Here is a 20822-nt window from a genome sequence, read left to right on the forward strand (position 1 = left end):
AACAAGAGAAATTGCTTCTTTTGAAACCGATTGCCCTAGCCCTGATAGAAGCGACATCCTTTTTCTTGCTCCTTTAGCAAGAAAAAGATATAGCGGATAGCAGGAAACAGCTTCAAAAATTAATTATTATCGATTATATTTGCAGTTGTTCAAAACGAATATTATTTAATATCAATTATATAAAAATGAAACACACAAAAGTTAGAGACTTATTAAACAGTACGACAACGTTACAGGAAGTGAATGCAAAAGGTTGGGTGAGAACTTTTAGAAATAATCAGTTCATCGCTTTAAATGACGGTTCTACAATTAATAATATTCAATGTGTTGTTGATTTTGAAAATACACCAGAAGAGACTTTAAAAAGAATCACTACTGGAGCAGCAGTTTCTGTAATTGGAACTTTGGTTGAAAGTAAAGGTGCGGGTCAGAAATATGAAATTCAGGTTTCTAAATTGGAAATTCTTGGAGATTCTGATGCTGAGAAATTCCCAATGCAGCCTAAAAAGCACTCTCTAGAATTTTTACGTGAAAACGCTCACTTGCGTGTACGTACAAATGCTTTTGGTGCGATTATGCGTGTGCGTTCAGTATTGTCTTATGCAGTTCACAAATATTTCCAAGATAAAGGTTTCGTTTATGTAAACACGCCAATTATCACTGGAGCTGATGCTGAAGGTGCTGGAGAAATGTTCCAAGTGACTTCATTGCCTTTGGACAATCTTCCTAAAAATGAAGAAGGAAACATTGATTTCAAAAAAGATTTCTTTGGAAAACATACCAACTTGACAGTTTCTGGACAGTTAGAAGGAGAAACTTTTGCAATGGCTTTGGGTCAGATTTATACTTTTGGACCAACGTTTAGAGCAGAAAACTCAAACACTTCTCGCCACTTGGCAGAATTCTGGATGATCGAGCCTGAGGTTGCTTTCAACGACTTGGACGACAACATGGATTTGGCTGAAGATTTTATTCAGTACGTAATTAAATATGCTTTAGATAATTGTGGAGACGATTTGAAATTCTTAGAAGGAAGACTTCTTGAAGAAGAAAAATCAAAACCACAGGCGGAAAGAAACGAAATGAGTTTGTTAGAGAAATTGAACTTCGTTTTAGAAAACAACTTCAAACGCGTTTCTTATACTGAGGCAATTGACATTTTAAGAGATTCAACTCCAAATAAAAAGAAGAGATTCCAATACCTAATTAACGAATGGGGAGCTGATTTACAGTCGGAACACGAGCGTTATTTAGTAGAGAAACACTTTAAATGTCCAGTAATTTTATACGATTACCCAGCAAACATTAAAGCGTTTTACATGCGTTTGAACGACAACACAGAACCTGGAAGAGAAACAGTTCGCGCCATGGACATCCTTTTCCCTGGGATCGGAGAAATCGTTGGTGGTTCTGAAAGAGAAGAGCGTTACGATGTTTTGGTTGAAAAAATGGAAAAACTTGGAATTGACAAAGAAGAATTATACTGGTATTTAGACACTAGAAGATTTGGTTCTGCAACTCACGCAGGTTTCGGTTTAGGATTTGAGCGTTTAGTATTGTTTGTAACAGGAATGACAAACATCAGAGACGTAATTCCTTTCCCAAGAACTCCTGGTAGCGCGGAATTCTAAGACACGGTTTATTGCCACAAAGGCACAAAGACACTAAGTTTTATTTTTTAAAACTGATTAAGACTCAAAAAAATTAAAATAATACCACGAAGACACAACTCAAAGTATTATTTTACTATTTAGGAATATTAAAAGCTTTCAAAAAAACTTTGCGCCTTAGTGCCTTAGTGGCTAAAAAAAATAGCGCCTTATTATGCTAAAGCAATTTTTAAATTTAAAATTATCCCAAAAATTATCTCCGCAGCAAATTCAGCTGATGAAGTTAATTCAATTGCCTACGCAAGCTTTTGAACAGCGTTTATTAGAAGAAATGAACGAAAATCCGGCTCTTGAAGCGGGTAAAGAAGACGATTACGAAGCTGATGAATATGCTAATGACGACTACGATGATTATGATGATAACGAATCTGACAGAATCGAAGCAGACGACATTAACATTGACGAATATCTAAGCGACGATGACACGCCTGATTACAAAACTCAGGTAAATAATTACAGTGATGACGAGGAACGCGAAACTCCTTTTGCGGCTCCGATCAGTTTTCATCAGGATTTGATCAATCAGCTGAATACTTTTATTTTGAATGATGAAGAACGCGAAATCGCTGAATTCCTTGTGGGAAGTATTGATGATATGGGTTACATCCGCAGAAGTATTCCTGACATTGTAGACGATATGGCTTTTACTCAGGGAATTTATACTGATGAAGCAATGGTCGAAAAAATGTTGACCGTAATTCATGAGCTTGAACCTTCAGGAGTTGGCGCGCGTGATTTACAGGAATGTTTATTGCTTCAGTTAAAGCATAAAACTCCAACTGAATATGTTGATTTAGCGATTGATATTATCGAAAATCAGTTTGATGCTTTTACAAAGAAACATTACGATAAATTGCTACAGAAATACAGCGTTTCGAACGAACAGCTTAAAAAAGCAATTCACGAAATTGAAAGATTAAACCCAAAACCGGGCGGTTCTTTTGCTGGAAACAATAAAGTAACAGAAAACATTGTTCCCGACTTTGCCATTAGAATTGTAGACGGCGAATTGGAATTGACTTTAAACGGAAGAAATGCTCCTTCCCTGCACGTTTCTAAAGATTATCAGGAAATGATGCAGACTTATAAAGAATCTAAAGACAAATCGACTGCACAGAAAGATGCGGTTCAGTTTATCAAGCAAAAATTAGATTCTGCTAAATGGTTTATTGATGCCATTAGACAGCGTCAGGAAACTCTTTTTGTAACAATGAATGCAATCATGCATTATCAAGAAGAATATTTCTTAGATGGCGACGAAACCAAACTTAAACCAATGATCTTAAAAGATATTGCAGATATGGTTGGTTTGGACATTTCGACCATTTCGCGTGTGGCAAACAGCAAATATGTAGAAACGCCATACGGAACCAAACTGATTAAAGAATTCTTCTCTGAAGCGATGAAAAATGATCAGGGAGAAGATGTTTCCACTCTTGAAATCAAAAAAATTCTTCAAAATACGATTGAAGAAGAAGATAAGAGAAAACCGCTTCCAGACGATCAATTGGCTGAAATCTTAAAAGAAAAAGGATACCCAATTGCGAGAAGAACTATTGCTAAATATCGTGAACAATTGGACATTCCGGTGGCGAGAATGAGAAAGAAGATTTAAGGTTTTTTAAACCATATAAGAGCTGTAAGTTCATTTAAAATAAACAAACCCGATAGTTTTTAAAGCTATCGGGTTTTGTTTTTAAACCATTTCAATAATGTTAAATGTTTACGTCTTTTCAGGCTGAGCGGAGTCAAAGCTTCGGCTAAATGAGGCTTCAATTCCGCTCAACCTGACAATTGCTTTAAAACAATAAACCCGTCAGGTATCAGAAACCTGTCGGATTTAATTTATAATACCTCTAAACCTTATTTATACTGATCAGGAAATATTTTTATATCAAACAAAAAATCTTTCTTTTTATCACTGTAGCTATAAATCAGAGTATAATCATTTTCTCTAAAAACCTGAAGTCCTGTATTTGCTTTTGCAGTGCTTAAAAGACTTTTTCTTATTTCTTCTTGAATTACATTTACCTCAGCAGTTTCTTTAGTCACATTCAATAATGTTAAATTGTATTGAACTGTTTTTTCTCCATGCAAACTTACGCTGTCTAAACGAATCCCTTCCTGAATATTTAAAGGACAGCTTTTATTATATTTTGCAATTAACTCTACTACTTCAGTATTTACTTCATCTTCTTTTTCGCCTAGGTAAAATTGAAAATAAGCTACAAAAGCGGCAGCAATTCCAATTAATATTAACAATAAAACAGTCGATTTTCTCATATTTTAAAATGTTTTTGTCAAGGCTTATATTAAGTAAAATAATCTATTTTTCGTGATTCTTTTTCATCGCTTTAAAATACGCTGCACGGCTAAGTGGCTCGTATTCTTCTGTTTCTCCAAGCATAACCAATTTATCATTATCGGTTTTTCTAAAACTATAATTGGCTAAGTTTCCTGTTCTGGTACAAACGGCATGAACTTTAGTTACATATTCAGCGGTTGCCATAAGTCCAGGCATTGGCCCAAACGGATTTCCTTTAAAATCCATATCCAATCCTGCAACAATTACGCGAATTCCCTGATTTGCCAAATCGTTGCAAACCGTAATAATTTCATCATCAAAAAACTGCGCTTCATCAATACCGATTACATCGCAGCCTTGAGCTAAAATCATAATATTGGCAGCGGCAGGAACGGGAGTTGAACGAATTTCGTTGGCATCATGAGACACCACCATTTCGTCATGATAACGGGTATCAATAGCTGGTTTAAAGATTTCGACTCTTTGTTTGGCAAATTGGGCGCGCTTTAATCTTCGGATCAGCTCTTCGGTTTTACCCGAAAACATTGATCCACAAATAACTTCAATCCAACCAAATTGTTCTTTGTGATTTACTGTATTTTCGAGAAACATTTTGTATTTTTCTACCTTTAAAAATGAATAGTTTTTATTACTTTGTACTGGCAATAAATTGATGTAAAAATGTACTGTTTTACATTTTTTCAAAAGTAGAAAATTTTTACCAAACCTTAGATTCGCGAAAGCGTATTAACAGAAATAAAAAATTATCTTTTGAATTTCCTTGAGAATAGAGACATTCAGACATTAAATACACTAAAATACCTTATTCACTATAATTTTCAACAGTTATGAAAAAAAAATTGGAAGCTGATTTAATTAGCATTGCACATCGAATTTTAAAACTTAAAAATAAATCCGATATCAATCAATTGTACCTTGAAACTCAGAAATTATACGAGAAATTAGCGGTATTAAAATTTGTAGAAGAGAATTTCGACGCTGCAAAACCAACAATCGGGCAAAACGATATTGTAGCCGAATTGGAAACCATTTTTGAAAAAGAAGAAGAGACAATTCCTGCTATAATTGAACTTGAAGCGTCAGCCGAAGAAAAAGTTATCACGCTTAAAGAATCTTACGAACCTGAAATTTCAGAAGAAAAACCAGCAGAAATTGTTGAAGCTGCTGAACCAATCGTTGAAGTCGTAGAACCTGCAATCGAAGAAGCTGTTGAACCAATCGCTGCGGAAATTCAAGAGCCAGTTATAGAAGAAATTGCTGAGCCAATTGCTGAAAAGGCAGAAGAAACCAAAAAACCTATTGATGATCTTTCGTTCACAACTATAAATGAATTGAAACCAATTCCAGATTTCAAACCAGCTTTCGAATTGGAGACTGAACCAATTATCGAGGAGGTTAAAGAAGAACCTAAGAAAGAAACTCCTGCACAGCCAACTATTCAGTTTGAAGATTTCGGAATTAATTATGCCGATGCGCAGTTTGTAAAAGTAGATAGTTTTGAAGCTGTTCCATCAACTCCAACTCCTTCAATAAATGATTTCAAAGAACCTAAAAAAGTAGAAACTGCTATTCTTGAAACTCCTGCACAACCAAAAGCTGTAAGCTTAAATGAGAAACTGGCAAGAGGTTTTCATATTGATCTAAATGATCGAATCGCATTTACTAAAAATCTTTTTGGAAATAGCACAGAAGATTACAGCCGCGTTTTAAACCAATTAATGACTTTTGATTCTTATAGCGAAGCGAAAGATTTTATAGAAAACATGGTAAAACCAGACTACAATAATTGGGAAGGAAAAGACGATTACGCAGAACGTTTTATGGGGATTATCGAGAAAAAATTCTCTTAATTAACTTTAAACCTTACTTATTTTTACAAAATATGAACCAAAAACATCTATTTTATTATTTTATTATTTGTCTAATTACTTTTAGCTGTAGTTCTGATGACGATTCTAAAAATATACATACAGATAGAAATTGCACTCAGATATTAAACATTCCTGATGAGAACTTTAAAAGAAAATTATTATCAGCAACAAATGATATAAATTCTATTGCTACAAACCTAGAAGGTTATAAATTTAAAATAGATGCGAATAATGATGGGATTATTCAAGTTTGCGAAGCTGAAAACGTTAGTGGTTTAGAGCTAGATCATGCAAATATTTCAAACTTAGAAGGATTGCAAGCATTTAAAAACCTTAAAAACTTGTATTGTAATGACAATAAACTTACAACATTTGACATTTCTGCTTTCAAGAAACTCGAAGAAGTATTTTGTCAATCCAATAACATTACTGAAGTAAATGTTCAAGGTTTAAGTAAATTAAAAAGATTTTTATGTTCTAATAATCAGCTAACATCTTTAAATCTAAAATCCTTGCCAAGTTTAGAAAACATCGAACTTAGATTAAACAAAATCAGCAATTTAAATCTTGAAAATTCCAATAAAATTAAATATATCGTAGCTGATAATAATTTACTTTCTACAATATCAGTAAAACATTTGGTAGATTTGGAATATTTAGACATTACTTATAATTCAGTGACTTCAATTGACATAAGTAATTTAACGAAGGTAAACACGCTTCAATGTTCTTCAAATAAAATAACAACTCTTAACGCTTCTAATTGCACTAATTTAGGATGGCTTCATGCAGATCAGAATGTTATGACGGAATTAAAAGTAGACAATTGTACAAACCTGAATTATCTTAATTGCTCTGGAAATAAATTAACTGCATTAAATTTAAAAGGACTAGCAAAGCTTCAAAATATTCATTGTTCTTTTAACCAATTAACAACTTTAGACGCTCGTGATTCGCCTGTAGTTGCCTATCTGGATTGTTATTCAAACAAACTAAAATCATTAGTTGTTAGAAGTACAGATCCTTATGTTAGATATACTCTAAATTTAAATCCAGATCTAAGTTCAATTTGCTGCAGTGTTGCGGAAGTTTCGAAAATTCAAAATGAAATTAACACATTAGGTTATAATAGCACGATTACCACAAATTGTTTTTAAATAAAAAAATATGTCAAAATTATATATCGTTCCAACGCCAATTGGCAATCTTGAAGACATGACTTTTAGAGCCATTCGGGTTTTGAAAGAAGTCGATTTGATTTTGGCGGAAGATACTCGCACAAGCGGAAAACTATTAAAGCATTTTGAAATTGGCACGCACATGCACAGCCATCATATGCACAACGAACACAAAACAACCGAAAACCTAATTGCTCGTTTGAAAGCCGGCGAAACCATCGCTTTGATTTCAGACGCTGGAACTCCAGCCATTTCAGATCCGGGTTTTTTATTGACTCGCGCTTGTGTTGAAAATAAAATTGAAGTCGAATGTCTTCCAGGAGCAACTGCTTTTGTCCCGGCACTTGTAAACAGCGGGCTACCAAATGATAAATTTGTTTTTGAAGGTTTTCTGCCCGATAAAAAAGGGCGTCAGACTCGTTTTTTGGCTTTAGCCGAAGAAACCCGAACAATGATTTTATACGTTTCTCCACATAAACTCGTTAAAACTCTTAGCGAATTTGTTCAGTATTTTGGAGAAGAAAGACAAGTCTGCGTTTCAAGAGAATTATCAAAATTACATGAAGAAAATGTACGTGGAACCGCAAAAGAAGTTTTAGCGCATTTCGAAAAAATAGCACCACGCGGCGAAATCGTAGTTGTGGTTGCTGGAAAGACAATAACAAAAGAACCTAAGAAAAGTAAGTTTTCTAGGGATGATGAAGAATAAAAAAATAATGTTAGCCACAGGTTAAAATGATTCTCACAGATTATTCTAAAAAATCCTTTTAATCCTTTTAATCTGTGGCTAAAAAACTAAATCATAATCATGAGCATTCAAGCCTTTTTAGAAAAAGTAAAACAAACTCCAACACAAATCACATTTCCTGAGACTATTGCAGTAATTGAAGAAAATTACAACTTTACTCCAACTGCTTTTCAAAATGGAACACAGCATAATGCAGCGGGCGAAAATTCAGGTTCTTGCAAATTGTTTTCTTTCGCAAAACTGCAAAACTTAAGCAAAGAAGAAACTTTAGCTTGCTTCGGAGCTTTTTATTTTGAAGAAGTTTTAGGCGATCCAAATGGAACAAATCACCAAAACATTAGAAATTTCATCAACTTAGGCTGGGACGGCATTCAGTTTGAAGGAAATGCTTTAGAAGCGAAGTAACATATTTTAGAGTTCAGATTGTAGATTTTAGATTTTTCAAAAACCACCAATCTAACATTCTCAAAACTTTGTCTAAGTTGCCGAAATAACCCGCCGCAGATGAAGCGATAAAAAAGTAAACCATAAATTAGACAAATTCCCACAAATTGAATTAGCGGAAATTTGTGTAATTTGTGGTTAAAAATCCTTTCAAATCTTTTATCCCGATGTTATCGGGAGTGGCAAAAAAAATTACCAATCAGATTAAACGATTTCAGAAATCTACCATCTAAAATCAATAATCTAAAATTTAAAATTTAAAATCAACCCATGCGTTGGACTTTAAAACCAAAACCATCTGAAGAAAAAATTAAACATTTAGCGCAAGCTTTAAATGTAGAAGATTTTGTAGCATCACTGCTAATTCAGCGTGGAATTGCGACTTTTGAAGATGCGAAAAACTTCTTTCGTCCTTCTTTAGAACATCTTCACGATCCGTATTTAATGAAAGATATGGACAAAGCCGTTGCACGAATCGAACAAGCCATTCAAAATGAAGAAAACATTTTAGTTTTCGGCGATTATGATGTTGACGGAACAACAGCGGTTTCTTTGGTTTCTTCCTATTTGAAATCACATTATCCAAATATTGCTACTTATATTCCAGATCGGTATGACGAAGGTTATGGAATTTCATATAAAGGAATTGATTACGCAGACGATAACGGAATTTCCCTAATTATCGCTCTTGACTGCGGCATCAAATCGATTGATCATATCGCTTACGCGAAAACCAAAAACATTGACTTTATTGTTTGTGATCACCACCGCCCTGGAGAAATTCTTCCTGATGCAGTTGCAGTTTTAGATCCAAAAAGAGAAGATTGCTCCTACCCTTACGATGAATTGTGCGGTTGCGGAGTTGGTTTTAAACTAATTCAAGCTTTAGGTCAGAATCGAAATCAAACGATTGAAGATTTAGTTCCTTATTTAGATTTAGTGGCTACAGCAATTGCAGCCGATATTGTTCCGATAACTGGAGAAAATCGTGTATTGGCTTACTTTGGTTTGAAAGTCATTAATAGCGAGCCAAGACCTGGAATTAAAGCTTTAACCCATCAAGTAAAAAAGAAAGTTTTAGATATTACCGATGTTGTTTTTATAATTTCACCAAGAATTAATGCGGCAGGAAGAATCAAACACGGAAATCATGCAGTTGAATTGTTAACTGAATTTAATTTTGAGCAAGCTCAGCAATTCGCTTCGGAAATTGAACAATACAACGCGGACCGAAAAGATTTAGATAAAAAAATTACCAAAGAGGCTTTTCAACAGATTTTAGAAAACAAGGAAGAAGAACGCTTTTCTACGGTTGTTTTTCAGGAAGATTGGCACAAAGGCGTAATCGGAATTGTGGCTTCAAGATTGATTGAAACTTATTATCGTCCGACTTTGGTTTTTACAAAAAGTGGTGATAAATATGCCGCTTCTGCCCGATCTGTAAAAGGTTTTGATGTTTATAATGCACTAGATGCCTGTTCAGAACATTTGGAGCAATTTGGAGGACACATGTACGCCGCTGGAATGACCTTGAAAGCCGAAAATTATCAGCTTTTTAAAGAAGCTTTTGAGAAATGCGTGCGAGAAACTATCCATCCTGAAATGAGAACTCCAGAAATTGAAATCGATGCTGAAATTGATTTTTCAGATATCACCCCAAAACTCATTCGAATTTTAAAACAATTTGAACCATTTGGTCCGCAAAACATGACGCCGGTTTTTATGACCAGAAATATAAAAGATACTGGTTACGCGAAAACTTTAGGCGCAGAAGAAGAACATCTAAGACTTTTCGTTAAACAAAATAATTCTGATGGAATCGCCGCAATTGGCTTTGGACTCGGAAAAAAATTAAATATAGCACAAAATCAAAATCCGTTTCAGCTGGCGTATACTATTGCTGAAAATGAATGGAACGGTACAATTTCAACTCAGCTTATGCTGAAAGACATTAGAACAGATGGAAGAGATTAAATCCAACAAGCCAGATCCGTATCAGGCGCTTCGTTATAAAGAATTCAACGTATTTTTATTATTGCGTTTTGCAATGGTTTTTGCCTGGTCAATGCAGTTTATTGTAATCGAATGGGAAGTTTACAGTTTAACTAAAAACCCACTTTCGTTAGGAATTATTGGCTTAATGGAAGTTATACCTGCCGTTGGGATGGCATTATTCGCAGGACATATTGTTGACCAAAAAGAAAAGAAAGGATTATTGGTAAAATGTATTTTAGGATTCTCGATAATCAGTTTCGGGCTATTTCTACTGACTTGGCCAAAAGTAGTTGTGGGTTGGTCTTCAAATGTAATTTTGTATTCTATTTACGCTTTAGTATTTTTTGGCGGATTGGTTCGTGCTTTTATGGGGCCAACTATTTTCTCGCTTTTATCCTTAATTATTCCTAAAAAAGTATATCCAAATGCTGCAACTTGGAGCAGTTCGGTTTGGCAGATTGGAGCTGTAATGGGGCCTGCATTGGCGGGATTTTCGATCAACTGGATTGGTGTTCACTGGTCAATGTGTATTGTTTTCGGATTCTCGATTCTTTCCTTAATCGCCTTATCGCAAATCAGTGCAAAACCAATCATCAATCCAAAAATTGGAGAATCAATTAAAGATAGCCTTACAGAAGGTTTAACTTTTGTATTCAAGAACCAAGTTGTTTTAGGTGCTTTATCGCTTGATATGATCGCTGTACTTTTCGGAGGAGCCGTTGCATTATTGCCCGTTTTCGCCCAAGACATCTTGAAAGTAGGTTCTGAAGGTTTCGGAATTTTGAGAGCTGCTCCTGCTGTGGGCGCTTTTATTACCATGATTGTTTCGGCTTATGTGCCATTATATAAAAATGCAGGAAAAAAACTTTTGATAGCCATATTCGTTTTCGGATTATCCATTATTTTATTTGGTCTTTCGACTTATTTCTGGCTTTCTGTTTTCGCGTTATTTTTAAGCGGGTTGGCAGATGGAATTTCTGTAGTAATCCGTCAGACTATTTTACAGCTAAAAACTCCAGATCATATGCGCGGACGCGTTGGTGCTGTAAACTCGATTTTTGTGGGATCTTCAAACGAATTAGGTGCTTTTGAAAGTGGTGCAACTGCCAAATTAATGGGAGCAGTTACTTCTGTAGTATTTGGAGGAAGCATTACGCTTTTAACAGTAATTGTAACCGCATTGAAATCGCCAACTTTTAGAAACTTAGATTTGAAAAGAGATATGGATGAACATCATAAAATGGATTAGATGAAGTCATTTCTTCTTTCTTTGTTTCTTGCATCTTCCTTTTTCGCAAAAGGACAAAATCTGTATATTAAAACTTACGGTAACAAAAAGGATAAAATCATAATTTTTATTCATGGCGGACCAAGTGGCAACGCAACTTTGTTTGAGGGAACAACAGCTCAAAAACTAGCCGATCAAGGTTTTTATGTTATTGCTTATGACCGAAGAGGCGAAGGAAGATCTCAATATCCTAATGCAAAATTCACTTTTGAAGAAGCTTTTCAAGATTTAAATTTTATTTATGCAACCTACCATTTAAAGAAAGCCATTATTCTAGGCCATAGTTTTGGCGGTTTGGTGGCTACACTTTATACTAATAAATACCCGAAGAATGTGAGCGCTTTGGTTTTGGCTGGAGCATTATTCTCTCAACAGGAAACGTACGATCATATTTTAAATACATTGAAAAGAAAATACAATAATGATTCTGAACAACTAAGGAAAATCAGTATTGTAGAAAATTTAAATAAAAATTCAGCCGAATATAGAAAAGGATGCTACGAACTTGCTGGTGAAAATGGCTTTTTTAAAATGCCAAATCCAACAGCAGAATCTAAAAAATTATACGCCAATTACGAAGCTGGAGAATTTTATAAAACCAATATTCGAAACAAAAATGCTCCACTTCTTTTTTATCAAAACGAAAAGCAAAATAATATTGATACACGCCCTGTTTTAAAGAAAATCAAATCTGCTGGAGTTCCTATTTATGGAATTTACGGAAAAGATGACGGTATTTTTTCATCGGCACAAATTAATTCTCTTAAAGCAATAACTGGAGAAAATCACTTCGCTTTTCTTGACAATTGCTCTCATTATTTATTTGTTGACCAACAGTCGGCATTTATTTCTAAGCTAAAAAATTGGCTGAAATAATCTTATAATGAGATAGAATTTCATAAAAGATCAAAATCACAAACACTTTATAAATAGCTAAAAATCAAATAGTAATATTGGTTTTTAGCTTTTTTTTATGCTTTTATTAATCAAGTATTAGTACAAAGAGTTCGTATCTTTGTGGCCTAAAAAAATTGCCATGAATGACATCGAGCAGATATACCGAAACGATTTTGGAATTTCATTTTACTGGAAAGAAGGCAACGAAATTATATCAGATAAAATCCAGTTGCTTTTTAAACAAATGGGATTTTATTTTTCAGTTCAAGAGTTAAATGAATTTCACAATTTAATTGAAGACTGCGTAACAGACCATAATGATTACGATACAAATGGCGTAAAACGCGCCTTCGATAAATTTTTATTGAAAACTCCCTATGTTGCTATAGATTTAGAAATATCACCGAAGGAATTAGATTCTATAAAAGACTTAGTTGATGGTTCTTTATTTCGACTTCATCTCAACGAATATATTTACGGCTCTGGTATGAACTAAAGTAAACTGAGCAAAGTTTAAACTTTTATGATTTTTTTATTTAGAATTAATATAAATAATATTTATATTTGTTGGAATAAAAGGATTTACGATGAGAGAAATTGAACAAATATATCATAATAACTTTGGAATAGCTTTTTACTGGAAAGATCATAACACTACAATTTCAGACAAAGTGCAATTGGTTTTTAAGGAAACTGGTTTTTATTTTACAGTTCAAGAATTAAATCATTTTTGTGATTTGATTGAAGATAGCATGATTGAAAATGCTTGTTGCGAAGCATGCGAAATGAAATATTCTTGCCATAAGTTTTTATTGAAAACACCTTGCAACTCTATAGATTTGGCTGTAAACATGACCGAATTAAAATCGATAAAAGATTTGGTCGAAGGTTCTTTATTCAGAATTGAACTAGATGAATATGTTTATGGAGTTGGCATGAATTAAAAAGCATTCTAAATATTTTAACAGCATTCTTTCATTACTGAAATTTATTTTGATTCAATTCAAAAAAAAGTATATTTACAGCAATGAAAAAAGCTGCATTTCTACTTACTTTATTTATTCTGGCAATTCTCTTTGTCGGCTGCAATAGCAAATCAGAAGAATATATTGATCCGCGCGGAACTGATTATGCAGGATCTGAGAGTTGTATACAATGCCATAAAGTAGAATCTGAAATGGCATTCAAAAGTTCGCATTTTAAAGCAACCGCTCCAGCAATTTTAGAAAATGTTTCTGGCGATTTCGATTCTAAAAATCATTCTTTCATTTATGATAAAGAAACCAAATTGGTGATGGAAAAACGTGGAGACAGCTTGTATCAAGTTGTTTATAAAAACGGTAAAGAAACAGCTAAATATAAATTTGAAATTGTTTTTGGAACCAAACATGCTCAGACTTCTGTTTATTGGAAAAACAACAATACTTACGAACTTCCCGTTTCTTTTTATCACTCCATAAATAATTGGGCAACAAGTCCAGGCTTTCCTGCCGACAAGCCTTATTTTGACCGTATGGTGGTAAAAGATTGCTATTCGTGCCATAGTTCGAATATAAGTTCGAGAACAGTTGATCAGAGTTCAGCAAATAAAAATTTCTTGTCTATGGATGTTGAGGATATCATTAGAAAGGAAACAATTGTTTACGGAATTGATTGTGAACGTTGCCACGGTCCCGCAAAAAAACACGTTGAGTTTCATTTAAAAAATCCAAACGTAAAAGTTGGCAATAGCATTACGAGTTTCAAAACTCTAAACAGACAGCAAAAATTAGATGCGTGCGCTTTATGTCACGCAGGAAATGATGGAATGAAATTAAAATCGCGTTTTGAGTTTAAGCCTGGAGATAATTTATCGGAGTTCTTTCGCGAAACCAAAAGCATTAATGACACAATAAATTTTGATGTTCATGGCAATCAGTATCGATTGATGGCGCAGAGCAAATGCTTTATAAAAAGCGACAAAATGGATTGTATTACCTGCCATAATCCTCATGAAAATGCTTCAAAAAATATGGCTTCATACTCTAAAATCTGTATGAGCTGCCATCAAGGTTTAAAACATAATGAAACCACTTTGAAAATAATGCCTGAGAAGTTATTGGCCAGCAATTGTGTAGAATGCCATATGCCTAAAAAAGCGTCTGGAGCAATTAAATTTCAGCTTTCAAACAGCAAACAGCTTTCTGAATATATTCTGCGAACGCATAAAATTGGCATTTATCCGAATGCGAAGTAATTATTTTTCGAATTTTTTAAGCTCGAATTTTTCGCCGTCAAAAACACCGTAAGTAAAATATCCAATCCAATCTCCAAGATTTACATATTCGGAGTTTTCTCCAACTGGAATAATCATAGGCAAATGGCGGTGTCCGAAGATAAAATAATTGTAATGTTTGGTTTCTAGTTTTCGTTTGGCATACAAAACCAGCCATTCGTTTTCTTCTCCTAGAAACTTCACATCTTCGTCACCAGAAATCAATTTGTTTTTGACCGATAAATATTGAGCCAAACTCACGCCAACATCTGGATGCAACCATCGGAAAAGCCATTTTGAAAACGGATTGGTAAATACCTTTTTCATTCGTTTGTAACCTTTATCGCCCGGACCTTTTCCGTCTCCGTGACCAATTAAAAAGGTTTTTCCGTTAAAAGTAAATTCTTTATTATCGTGATAAACCGGAATATTTAATTCGGTTTCAAAATAATCATTCATCCACAAATCATGATTTCCAACAAAAAAATAAATCGGAATTCCGCTGTCGCGAATTTCTGCCAGTTTTCCTAAAATTCGAACAAAACCTTTCGGGACAACCGTTTTATACTCAAACCAAAAATCAAATAAATCTCCCAATAAAAAAATTGCTTCTGCGTCTTCCTTAATCTCATCAAGCCAAGCCACGAATTTTTTTTCGCGGGGCAAACTCATTTCTGGAGTTGGCGCACCAAAATGCTGATCTGAAGCAAAATATATTTTTTTCATTTAGATTTTTAGATTGTTAGACTTCTTAGAATTTTAGACTTTTGCCACTTTGAGCGAAGTCGAAAAGTTGGAATTTAGAATTTCTTTTTTAGGAATTTTAAAGATTATCAGAAGCGTACCATTCTGCGAAAGACGATTCTGTTTCTTGAAGTTTTAATGAGAAAAGAGAAATTCCAGCAGGCAGACGATTTTTAATTCTTTCAGCAAAATCAACCACCATATTTTCGCTTGTTGGCTGATAATCTACCAAAATAACATGATGCCCACGGTTTTTCAATTCATTTGCCAATTCGACATGCGGAGTTGTTTGGTTGAAAACAGTAGCATGATCAAATTGATCGACGATTTCTTCTTTTACAATTTTCTTTAGATCAGAAAAGTCAATCACCATTCCGAACTTTACATTCGATCGGTCTGTAATTGGCGATCCAATAACCGTTACCGATAATTTATAACTGTGTCCGTGAACGTTCTTGCATTTTCCGTCGTAACCGTACAAAGCGTGACCGGTTTCGAAACTAAATTGTTTTGTAATTCTGATATTACTCATCGATTTTTAATTTTAAGCTTGCAAATTTACAAATTAATTGCCGTTTTTAGCTCTTTTTTTAGCACGAGTATACATCCACAAAGCAATTCCGCCCAAAACCAGAAACGGAATAAAAGATCCAATGACAACCCCAATTTGATAACCACTGTCTGGAGCGTCTTTAATTTTCTCTGCAATGTCAACTTTTTGCATTAGCGAAATAATAGTCATGTTCAATAATTTATGTAGTGAAAATTTGATTTTAAAACTTTTTCAAAGCTATGCTCCTATTTTTCTAAAATCAATGACTTATATCATACCTATTTTTTAAACTGAAGCAAAGCATTTTTAGTGAAATCTGACAAAACCAATTTACCCGTAATGGCAGCACGTTCAAACAAAAGAGATTCCCATTGTTCTGTTCCATCCCAAATAATCTTTTTCATTTCGTAAAGCGCTTCGGGATTGTAGGAGCTTAATCTTTGGGCAAAATTTTCGACATCTTTATCTAAATTTTCGGAGTCACTTATATCCGAATAAAGACCTTTCTGGAAAGCCCAATCTGCCGATTTCCATTCGTGAGCTGCTAAGGTCATTTGTGTCATTGCCGTTTTTCCTATTTTCCTAGAAACGGCTGGTTCAATAACGAATGGCCCTATTCCAATTGCTAATTCAGACAGTTTTATATCGCTTTGCGGAGTTGCAAAAACATAATCGCAAGCCGAAATAATTCCGACACCACCGCCAACAGCTTTTCCTTGTACACGGCCGATTATAATTTTATTGCAATTTCGCATGGCATTCAGCAAATGTGCAAAACCCGAAAAGAATTCTACGCCTTGTTCTTCATTTTCGACTTTCAAAAGTTCATCAAAAGAAGCTCCTGAACAAAAAGCTTTGTTTCCTTCGCTTTTTAAAATAATAACCGAAACATCTTCATTTCGACTTAAACTATTTATCTCGGCAGTCAAAGCATCTAATAAAGTTCGCGGAAAAGAATTACTGGCTGGATGACCAAATTGAACTGTTGCAATCGTATTTTGAAAAGAAGTTTCTAAACTTCCGTTTGTATTTTCTAGACTCATAAAAATTACATTTAAAGGTAAAGTTACGCTTTTGAAAATAATTACTCTGAAACTTGCAGAAATTTGTTTTTTGAGAATTAATTGACTTTATTTGTTAAGACTTTGGGGGATTAGCTCATTTGGCTAGAGCGTCACGATGAAAAATCGGGAAGGCGACAGTTCGAATCTATACTCCGAAATAATCAGGGGGATTAGCTCATTTGGCTAGAGCGTCCCGATGAAAAATCGGGAAGGCGACAGTTCGAATCTATGCTCCGAAATAATCAGGGGGATTAGCTCATTTGGCTAGAGCGCTACGCTGGCAGCGTAGAGGCGACCGGTTCGAATCCGGTATTCTCCACAAATTTAAACCCGACAGGTTTTAAAACCTGTGGGGTTTAGTATAAATATTTTTTCGAAGAAGGCTCGAAATGACAAACTGTTTATTTAGATTTTTTAAATTTCTATCTATTTCTCATTTGCAGCATCATCTGCATCCACTCTCTTTTTCTCAGCTTTTTTAAAATCGTTGTTTAGCAACTTTTCCAATTTCTTTTTCTCTCTCTGATTTTTTCTGATTGTTAGCACAACAAGAATAATTACCAATATTGCTACAATCGCTATTATATTCCAATTGATATCCATAATTTGAAATTTTAATTAAAGGTAAATAATCAAAATTATCTTTCATGTTATCAAACAGTTAAGTATTTTATTTTTTAACAAAACTTGTTTTGATGCAATTATACTATTTGAAAGATATTTCTTTAAAAACCGTTTTCTATTTTTGTGTGAAACAAAATTCCGAACAGGATATTTTTTATAGCTTATCAAACATTTCAAAATGAATCAGAACTTAAAAAACAAAATATTTTCACTCTTAAAGAAACTTATTCTTATTGCAGTTTTTCTTTTCGTTTTTACTTTCGCAGAAATCTACTGGGCAATGGGAAGCTTTTCTGAAAGAATGTCAAGTGGTTGTTTAGATTGTTCTTTTTTTGATGATGCTTATTTAATGTCCGTATTCACAACCGTTTTTCTAACCATTGTTTTTTTGCTGTTTACACTCATAAAAAACAAATATTTACAAATCGGACTTGAATTAGTTTTCTTAATTTCGATTTGGTTTCTCTGGAATTATGGCATTTTCGTTGATCGTGAATCTTCGTGGAGCACATATCTACTGAATGAAGAAATTATGTACACACTTTCATTTTCCTTCTTCCCTATTCTAGTTTTATCAACTGTTATGCTTTTTGCTTTACATTATATTTTAGGAAAATTATGAGTAAGAGTAAAAAAATAATATTGCGGGTTTATTTCATTATCTGTGCGTTTTTTGTGCTGGATTGTCTTTTATATTATTTTAAAGAAATCAGTCTGCGCGGTTATTATAGTGATGTAGTATTATCATGGGTTTGGCTAATAAGCAGTTTTGTAATTATCATTGTTTTTCGGAAAAAACTCATTTCAAAACTCTTTTTAGCAGCAATACTAGTAACATTTGCGCTTAGTATTATGGCCATGATGCTTCCGTTTTATGCTTTACTGCTATCGAGCACATCTTTAGGTTTGTATCAAAATAAAGATCTCAACAAAAATTACAGAGCGCAAATTGTTGGCTACGGCGTGATGGTCCAACCGTGGTTGGAAGTAATTGAGAAAAAGGGATTATTTGAAAAAAGAATTATCAAATGCACCTATTCTGAGATTATGAATGATAATTTGGATATCAAAATCAGAACAGCAAAAGATATTCTATTTAAAAATGAAACCGATAGCACGCTGACTTTGACCCTCTTTTATGGCGGACCAAACAAAACCATTACTTTCGATAAAAAGACAGGAAATATTGCCGCAATAAAAAGCAATTAAATTTAGAATTAACTTAAAACTATCGATATGCGTCACTTAAAACTACTATTTTTTGCTTCTTTACTAATGCTTTCTTTTAAAGGCATTTGTCAAGATAAAATTTCACAACAAGTACTCGACCGTCTAAAAGCTCAGCAAGCTTGTTGGAACAATGGTGATCTTGAAGGTTACCTTGATTTTTATGCTCCTGTAGATTCGGTTCGTATGATTTACAGCGCTGGTGTGGTTTACGGAAAAAACAATATTGCCGATTTTTTCAAAAAATATTGGCCAAAAGAAAGAATGGGAAAATTGACTATGACGGATTTTGTTGTTGAACCACTTTCTAAAAAAGATGCTTTTGTAAGCGCAAAGTTTAGTGTTGAAGCTCCAAATGGGAAAAACAGTTCGGGGCAGTTTTCGGGAATAATGCGAAAGATAAATGGTGTTTGGTATTTGTATGTTGATCATTCGGGATAATTACTAAACAAAAAAAATATTTTTTTTAAACTTAAAACGTATTTTACAGAAACGAATCTGTTTTTTACTCAAAAAAAATTTTGTAAATGATTTTTAAATACCTTTGATGTTATGAGCACAGCAACAAAACCAAATCATATAGGGCGAAAAATAAGCCGTATTCGTGAACTTCGTGATATGAAACAGGAAGCTTTGGCACAAGCTTTAGGAATAAGTCAGCAAACAATATCTAATATTGAAAACAGCGAAACTATAGACGAAGATAAACTTGCCGAAATAGCAAAAGCACTTGGTGTAACTCCAGAAGCTATAAAAAGTTTTTCGGAAGAAAATGTGTTTAATTATTTTAATACTTTTAATGATAGTCAAGGAAACTTCAATAGTAATCATTGCAGTTTCAATCCTCTTGATAAAGTCGTTGAACTTTATGAACGTTTGGTTCAAGCCGAAAAAGATAAAGTTGAATATTTGGAGAAATTAATGAAGGATAAATAGGTCTTTCGATTTAATTATAGTAAAAAGCCATTCTTAAAAAGAGTGGCTTTTTTTACTTATACAAATTCGCCGTCTTTTCTTTCTTGTAATTCTTTAAATACCATAGAAATAATTGCATCGCTCGGCGTTATCTCTGCAAAATGAAGCGATAAAATCAACTTTAATTTACTTCTCAAATATTCATCTGGAATTTCATCGCATAATTTTAAAGATTCTTCTATTTTTCTATCCGTTCTTAATTTATCAAAGAAATTTGCCATCAATTCCCTACTTTTATTAGATTGTACAAAGAATAAAGCGGAAACACTATCAATTATAGTACCTGAAATCAATGAAATTATAGAATTACTTTGAGACCAAAATGTTTTACTATTATCTGTTGAAAGAATTGCAAAGGCTATTATAGCAAAACCTAACGTCGCAAAAATTAAACTAAACCAAAAACTAATTCTTGATTGAAATAAACCTTGAGAGTGATATCTTTTAAGTAATTCAAATTGTCTTTCATTTGTCGACAATCCAATATCGGGAGTTGTATAATAATTTGATTCCGTTTCTTGAGTCATATCATTCTCATTTTTTATTCTTTCAAATTTTGTTTTTAATAGAAAATTTGAAAGAAATGAAACAGATGCAAATGCAAGAATTATTGGAAGCAATAATCTAAAATATTCACTAAAACTTTCAATATTAGTTGTCATCCTTTTCAAGAATAAATGTTATTGTCACAACATATAATTGAGGGCTTGGAGCAATTTGGTAAACTTGAACTACTTTATATCCTTCATCTAAATATTTATTTATAACACTAAATTCAAGCTCTTTAAAACCCGTATTTTCACCTCCAGTTGTTCTTGATAAAACATTTACTGCTACTACTTTTTGTTTTTTCATCTTTTTAATATTTAAAATTTATTTCTAATAGTTCCTTCTCCTTATATCTTTTTTTTTCGAAAACATAAATTAAAAAAAAATCTCTTAATATAATTAATCTTTAAAGATT

General features: G+C 33.5%; 25 protein-coding genes and 1 tRNA gene. 17 read left to right on the plus strand and 9 right to left on the minus strand.

The genetic code is table 11. The annotated features are described in order from the left end of the window. The first annotated feature begins 185 nt into the window (after positions 1-185). Both asnS and rpoN read left to right on the plus strand, forming a co-directional pair. Entirely contained in the window at positions 186-1631 is a 1446-nt protein-coding gene (gene asnS / locus FF52_RS10095) for an asparagine--tRNA ligase (RefSeq protein WP_008465149.1), read from the plus strand. Between the two features lie 193 nt (positions 1632-1824). Continuing rightward, positions 1825-3285: an RNA polymerase factor sigma-54 gene (gene rpoN, locus FF52_RS10100; protein WP_008465152.1), complete on the plus strand. Its 1461-nt coding sequence runs from the start codon at positions 1825-1827 to the stop codon at positions 3283-3285. A gap of 248 nt (positions 3286-3533) precedes the next feature. Here rpoN and FF52_RS10105 read toward each other — a convergent pair whose 3' ends face one another. Both FF52_RS10105 and FF52_RS10110 read right to left on the minus strand, forming a co-directional pair. Then, a complete protein-coding gene (locus FF52_RS10105; protein ID WP_008465155.1) occupies positions 3534-3953 on the minus strand; it encodes a hypothetical protein in 420 nt (139 codons plus the stop codon). Positions 3954-3996: 43 nt separating this feature from the next. Further along, a complete protein-coding gene (locus FF52_RS10110; protein WP_035691333.1) occupies positions 3997-4587 on the minus strand; it encodes a thymidine kinase in 591 nt (196 codons plus the stop codon). Between the two features lie 236 nt (positions 4588-4823). Here FF52_RS10110 and FF52_RS10115 point away from each other — a divergent pair, with 236 nt between their 5' ends. The 10 genes from FF52_RS10115 (at position 4824) to FF52_RS10160 (ending at position 14653) form a co-directional block, all read left to right on the plus strand. Continuing rightward, positions 4824-5846 (plus strand): hypothetical protein, encoded by a 1023-nt coding sequence (locus tag FF52_RS10115; RefSeq protein WP_008465159.1) that lies wholly within the window; start codon positions 4824-4826, stop codon positions 5844-5846. Between the two features lie 32 nt (positions 5847-5878). Beyond that, a complete protein-coding gene (locus FF52_RS10120) occupies positions 5879-7024 on the plus strand; it encodes a leucine-rich repeat domain-containing protein (protein WP_008465161.1) in 1146 nt (381 codons plus the stop codon). A gap of 10 nt (positions 7025-7034) precedes the next feature. Next, positions 7035-7754: a 16S rRNA (cytidine(1402)-2'-O)-methyltransferase gene (rsmI, locus tag FF52_RS10125; protein WP_008465163.1), complete on the plus strand. Its 720-nt coding sequence runs from the start codon at positions 7035-7037 to the stop codon at positions 7752-7754. A gap of 99 nt (positions 7755-7853) precedes the next feature. Further along, positions 7854-8198, plus strand: coding sequence for a HopJ type III effector protein (locus FF52_RS10130; RefSeq protein WP_008465164.1), 345 nt, complete (start codon positions 7854-7856; stop codon positions 8196-8198). Between the two features lie 309 nt (positions 8199-8507). Further along, positions 8508-10211, plus strand: a complete 1704-nt coding sequence (gene recJ, locus FF52_RS10135) for a single-stranded-DNA-specific exonuclease RecJ (RefSeq protein ID WP_008465165.1) — start codon at positions 8508-8510, stop codon at positions 10209-10211. Then, positions 10198-11481, plus strand: coding sequence for an MFS transporter (locus FF52_RS10140; protein ID WP_008465166.1), 1284 nt, complete (start codon positions 10198-10200; stop codon positions 11479-11481). Before recJ ends, FF52_RS10140 begins: the two co-directional genes overlap by 14 nt. After that, positions 11482-12396, plus strand: a complete 915-nt coding sequence (locus FF52_RS10145) for an alpha/beta fold hydrolase (RefSeq protein WP_008465167.1) — start codon at positions 11482-11484, stop codon at positions 12394-12396. A gap of 160 nt (positions 12397-12556) precedes the next feature. Then, a complete protein-coding gene (locus tag FF52_RS10150) occupies positions 12557-12913 on the plus strand; it encodes a hypothetical protein (protein ID WP_008465168.1) in 357 nt (118 codons plus the stop codon). 91 nt (positions 12914-13004) lie between these two features. Beyond that, a complete protein-coding gene (locus tag FF52_RS10155; RefSeq protein ID WP_008465169.1) occupies positions 13005-13361 on the plus strand; it encodes a hypothetical protein in 357 nt (118 codons plus the stop codon). Positions 13362-13444: 83 nt separating this feature from the next. Next, positions 13445-14653 (plus strand): cytochrome c3 family protein, encoded by a 1209-nt coding sequence (locus tag FF52_RS10160; RefSeq protein WP_008465172.1) that lies wholly within the window; start codon positions 13445-13447, stop codon positions 14651-14653. Here FF52_RS10160 and FF52_RS10165 read toward each other — a convergent pair whose 3' ends face one another. The 4 genes from FF52_RS10165 to FF52_RS10175 form a co-directional block, all read right to left on the minus strand. Further along, positions 14654-15397, minus strand: a complete 744-nt coding sequence (locus tag FF52_RS10165; RefSeq protein WP_008465174.1) for a UDP-2,3-diacylglucosamine diphosphatase — start codon at positions 15395-15397, stop codon at positions 14654-14656. A gap of 97 nt (positions 15398-15494) precedes the next feature. Continuing rightward, the gene (locus FF52_RS10170) at positions 15495-15947 is read right to left on the minus strand and encodes a 6-pyruvoyl trahydropterin synthase family protein (protein ID WP_008465176.1); all 453 of its coding nucleotides are present in this window, start codon (positions 15945-15947) and stop codon (positions 15495-15497) included. Between the two features lie 33 nt (positions 15948-15980). After that, the gene (locus tag FF52_RS23750; RefSeq protein WP_008465178.1) at positions 15981-16157 is read right to left on the minus strand and encodes a hypothetical protein; all 177 of its coding nucleotides are present in this window, start codon (positions 16155-16157) and stop codon (positions 15981-15983) included. An 89-nt stretch (positions 16158-16246) separates the two neighbouring features. Beyond that, positions 16247-17011, minus strand: coding sequence for an enoyl-CoA hydratase/isomerase family protein (locus tag FF52_RS10175; RefSeq protein ID WP_008465180.1), 765 nt, complete (start codon positions 17009-17011; stop codon positions 16247-16249). A gap of 266 nt (positions 17012-17277) precedes the next feature. Between FF52_RS10175 and FF52_RS10190 the strand changes: the two genes are divergently transcribed. Continuing rightward, positions 17278-17351: transfer RNA gene (locus FF52_RS10190), tRNA-Ala, on the plus strand. 107 nt (positions 17352-17458) lie between these two features. Here FF52_RS10190 and FF52_RS23755 read toward each other — a convergent pair. Further along, complete coding sequence (locus FF52_RS23755; protein ID WP_008465182.1) at positions 17459-17635, minus strand: hypothetical protein; 177 nt, start codon at positions 17633-17635, stop codon at positions 17459-17461. A gap of 199 nt (positions 17636-17834) precedes the next feature. Here FF52_RS23755 and FF52_RS10195 point away from each other — a divergent pair, with 199 nt between their 5' ends. From FF52_RS10195 to FF52_RS10210, 4 genes are all read left to right on the plus strand, one after another. Beyond that, positions 17835-18278 carry a hypothetical protein gene (locus FF52_RS10195; protein ID WP_008465184.1) on the plus strand — a complete coding sequence of 148 codons (444 nt, stop codon included), beginning with the start codon at positions 17835-17837 and terminating at the stop codon, positions 18276-18278. After that, entirely contained in the window at positions 18275-18865 is a 591-nt protein-coding gene (locus FF52_RS10200) for a hypothetical protein (RefSeq protein WP_035691337.1), read from the plus strand. The genes FF52_RS10195 and FF52_RS10200 overlap by 4 nt, the downstream gene beginning before the upstream one ends. A 27-nt stretch (positions 18866-18892) precedes the next feature. Further along, positions 18893-19324, plus strand: a complete 432-nt coding sequence (locus FF52_RS10205) for a YybH family protein (RefSeq protein ID WP_008465190.1) — start codon at positions 18893-18895, stop codon at positions 19322-19324. A gap of 111 nt (positions 19325-19435) precedes the next feature. Then, complete coding sequence (locus FF52_RS10210; RefSeq protein WP_008465192.1) at positions 19436-19819, plus strand: helix-turn-helix domain-containing protein; 384 nt, start codon at positions 19436-19438, stop codon at positions 19817-19819. Positions 19820-19875: 56 nt separating this feature from the next. On the opposite strand, the gene FF52_RS10215 is transcribed toward FF52_RS10210, so the two are convergent. Both FF52_RS10215 and FF52_RS10220 read right to left on the minus strand, forming a co-directional pair. Continuing rightward, a complete protein-coding gene (locus FF52_RS10215) occupies positions 19876-20520 on the minus strand; it encodes a TRADD-N-associated membrane domain-containing protein (RefSeq protein ID WP_008465194.1) in 645 nt (214 codons plus the stop codon). Continuing rightward, positions 20510-20713: a hypothetical protein gene (locus FF52_RS10220; RefSeq protein ID WP_008465197.1), complete on the minus strand. Its 204-nt coding sequence runs from the start codon at positions 20711-20713 to the stop codon at positions 20510-20512. The genes FF52_RS10215 and FF52_RS10220 overlap by 11 nt, the downstream gene beginning before the upstream one ends. Positions 20714-20822: the final 109 nt, after the last annotated feature.

It is taken from the genome of Flavobacterium sp. F52, assembly GCF_000278705.1.
Lineage (GTDB): Bacteria > Bacteroidota > Bacteroidia > Flavobacteriales > Flavobacteriaceae > Flavobacterium > Flavobacterium anhuiense.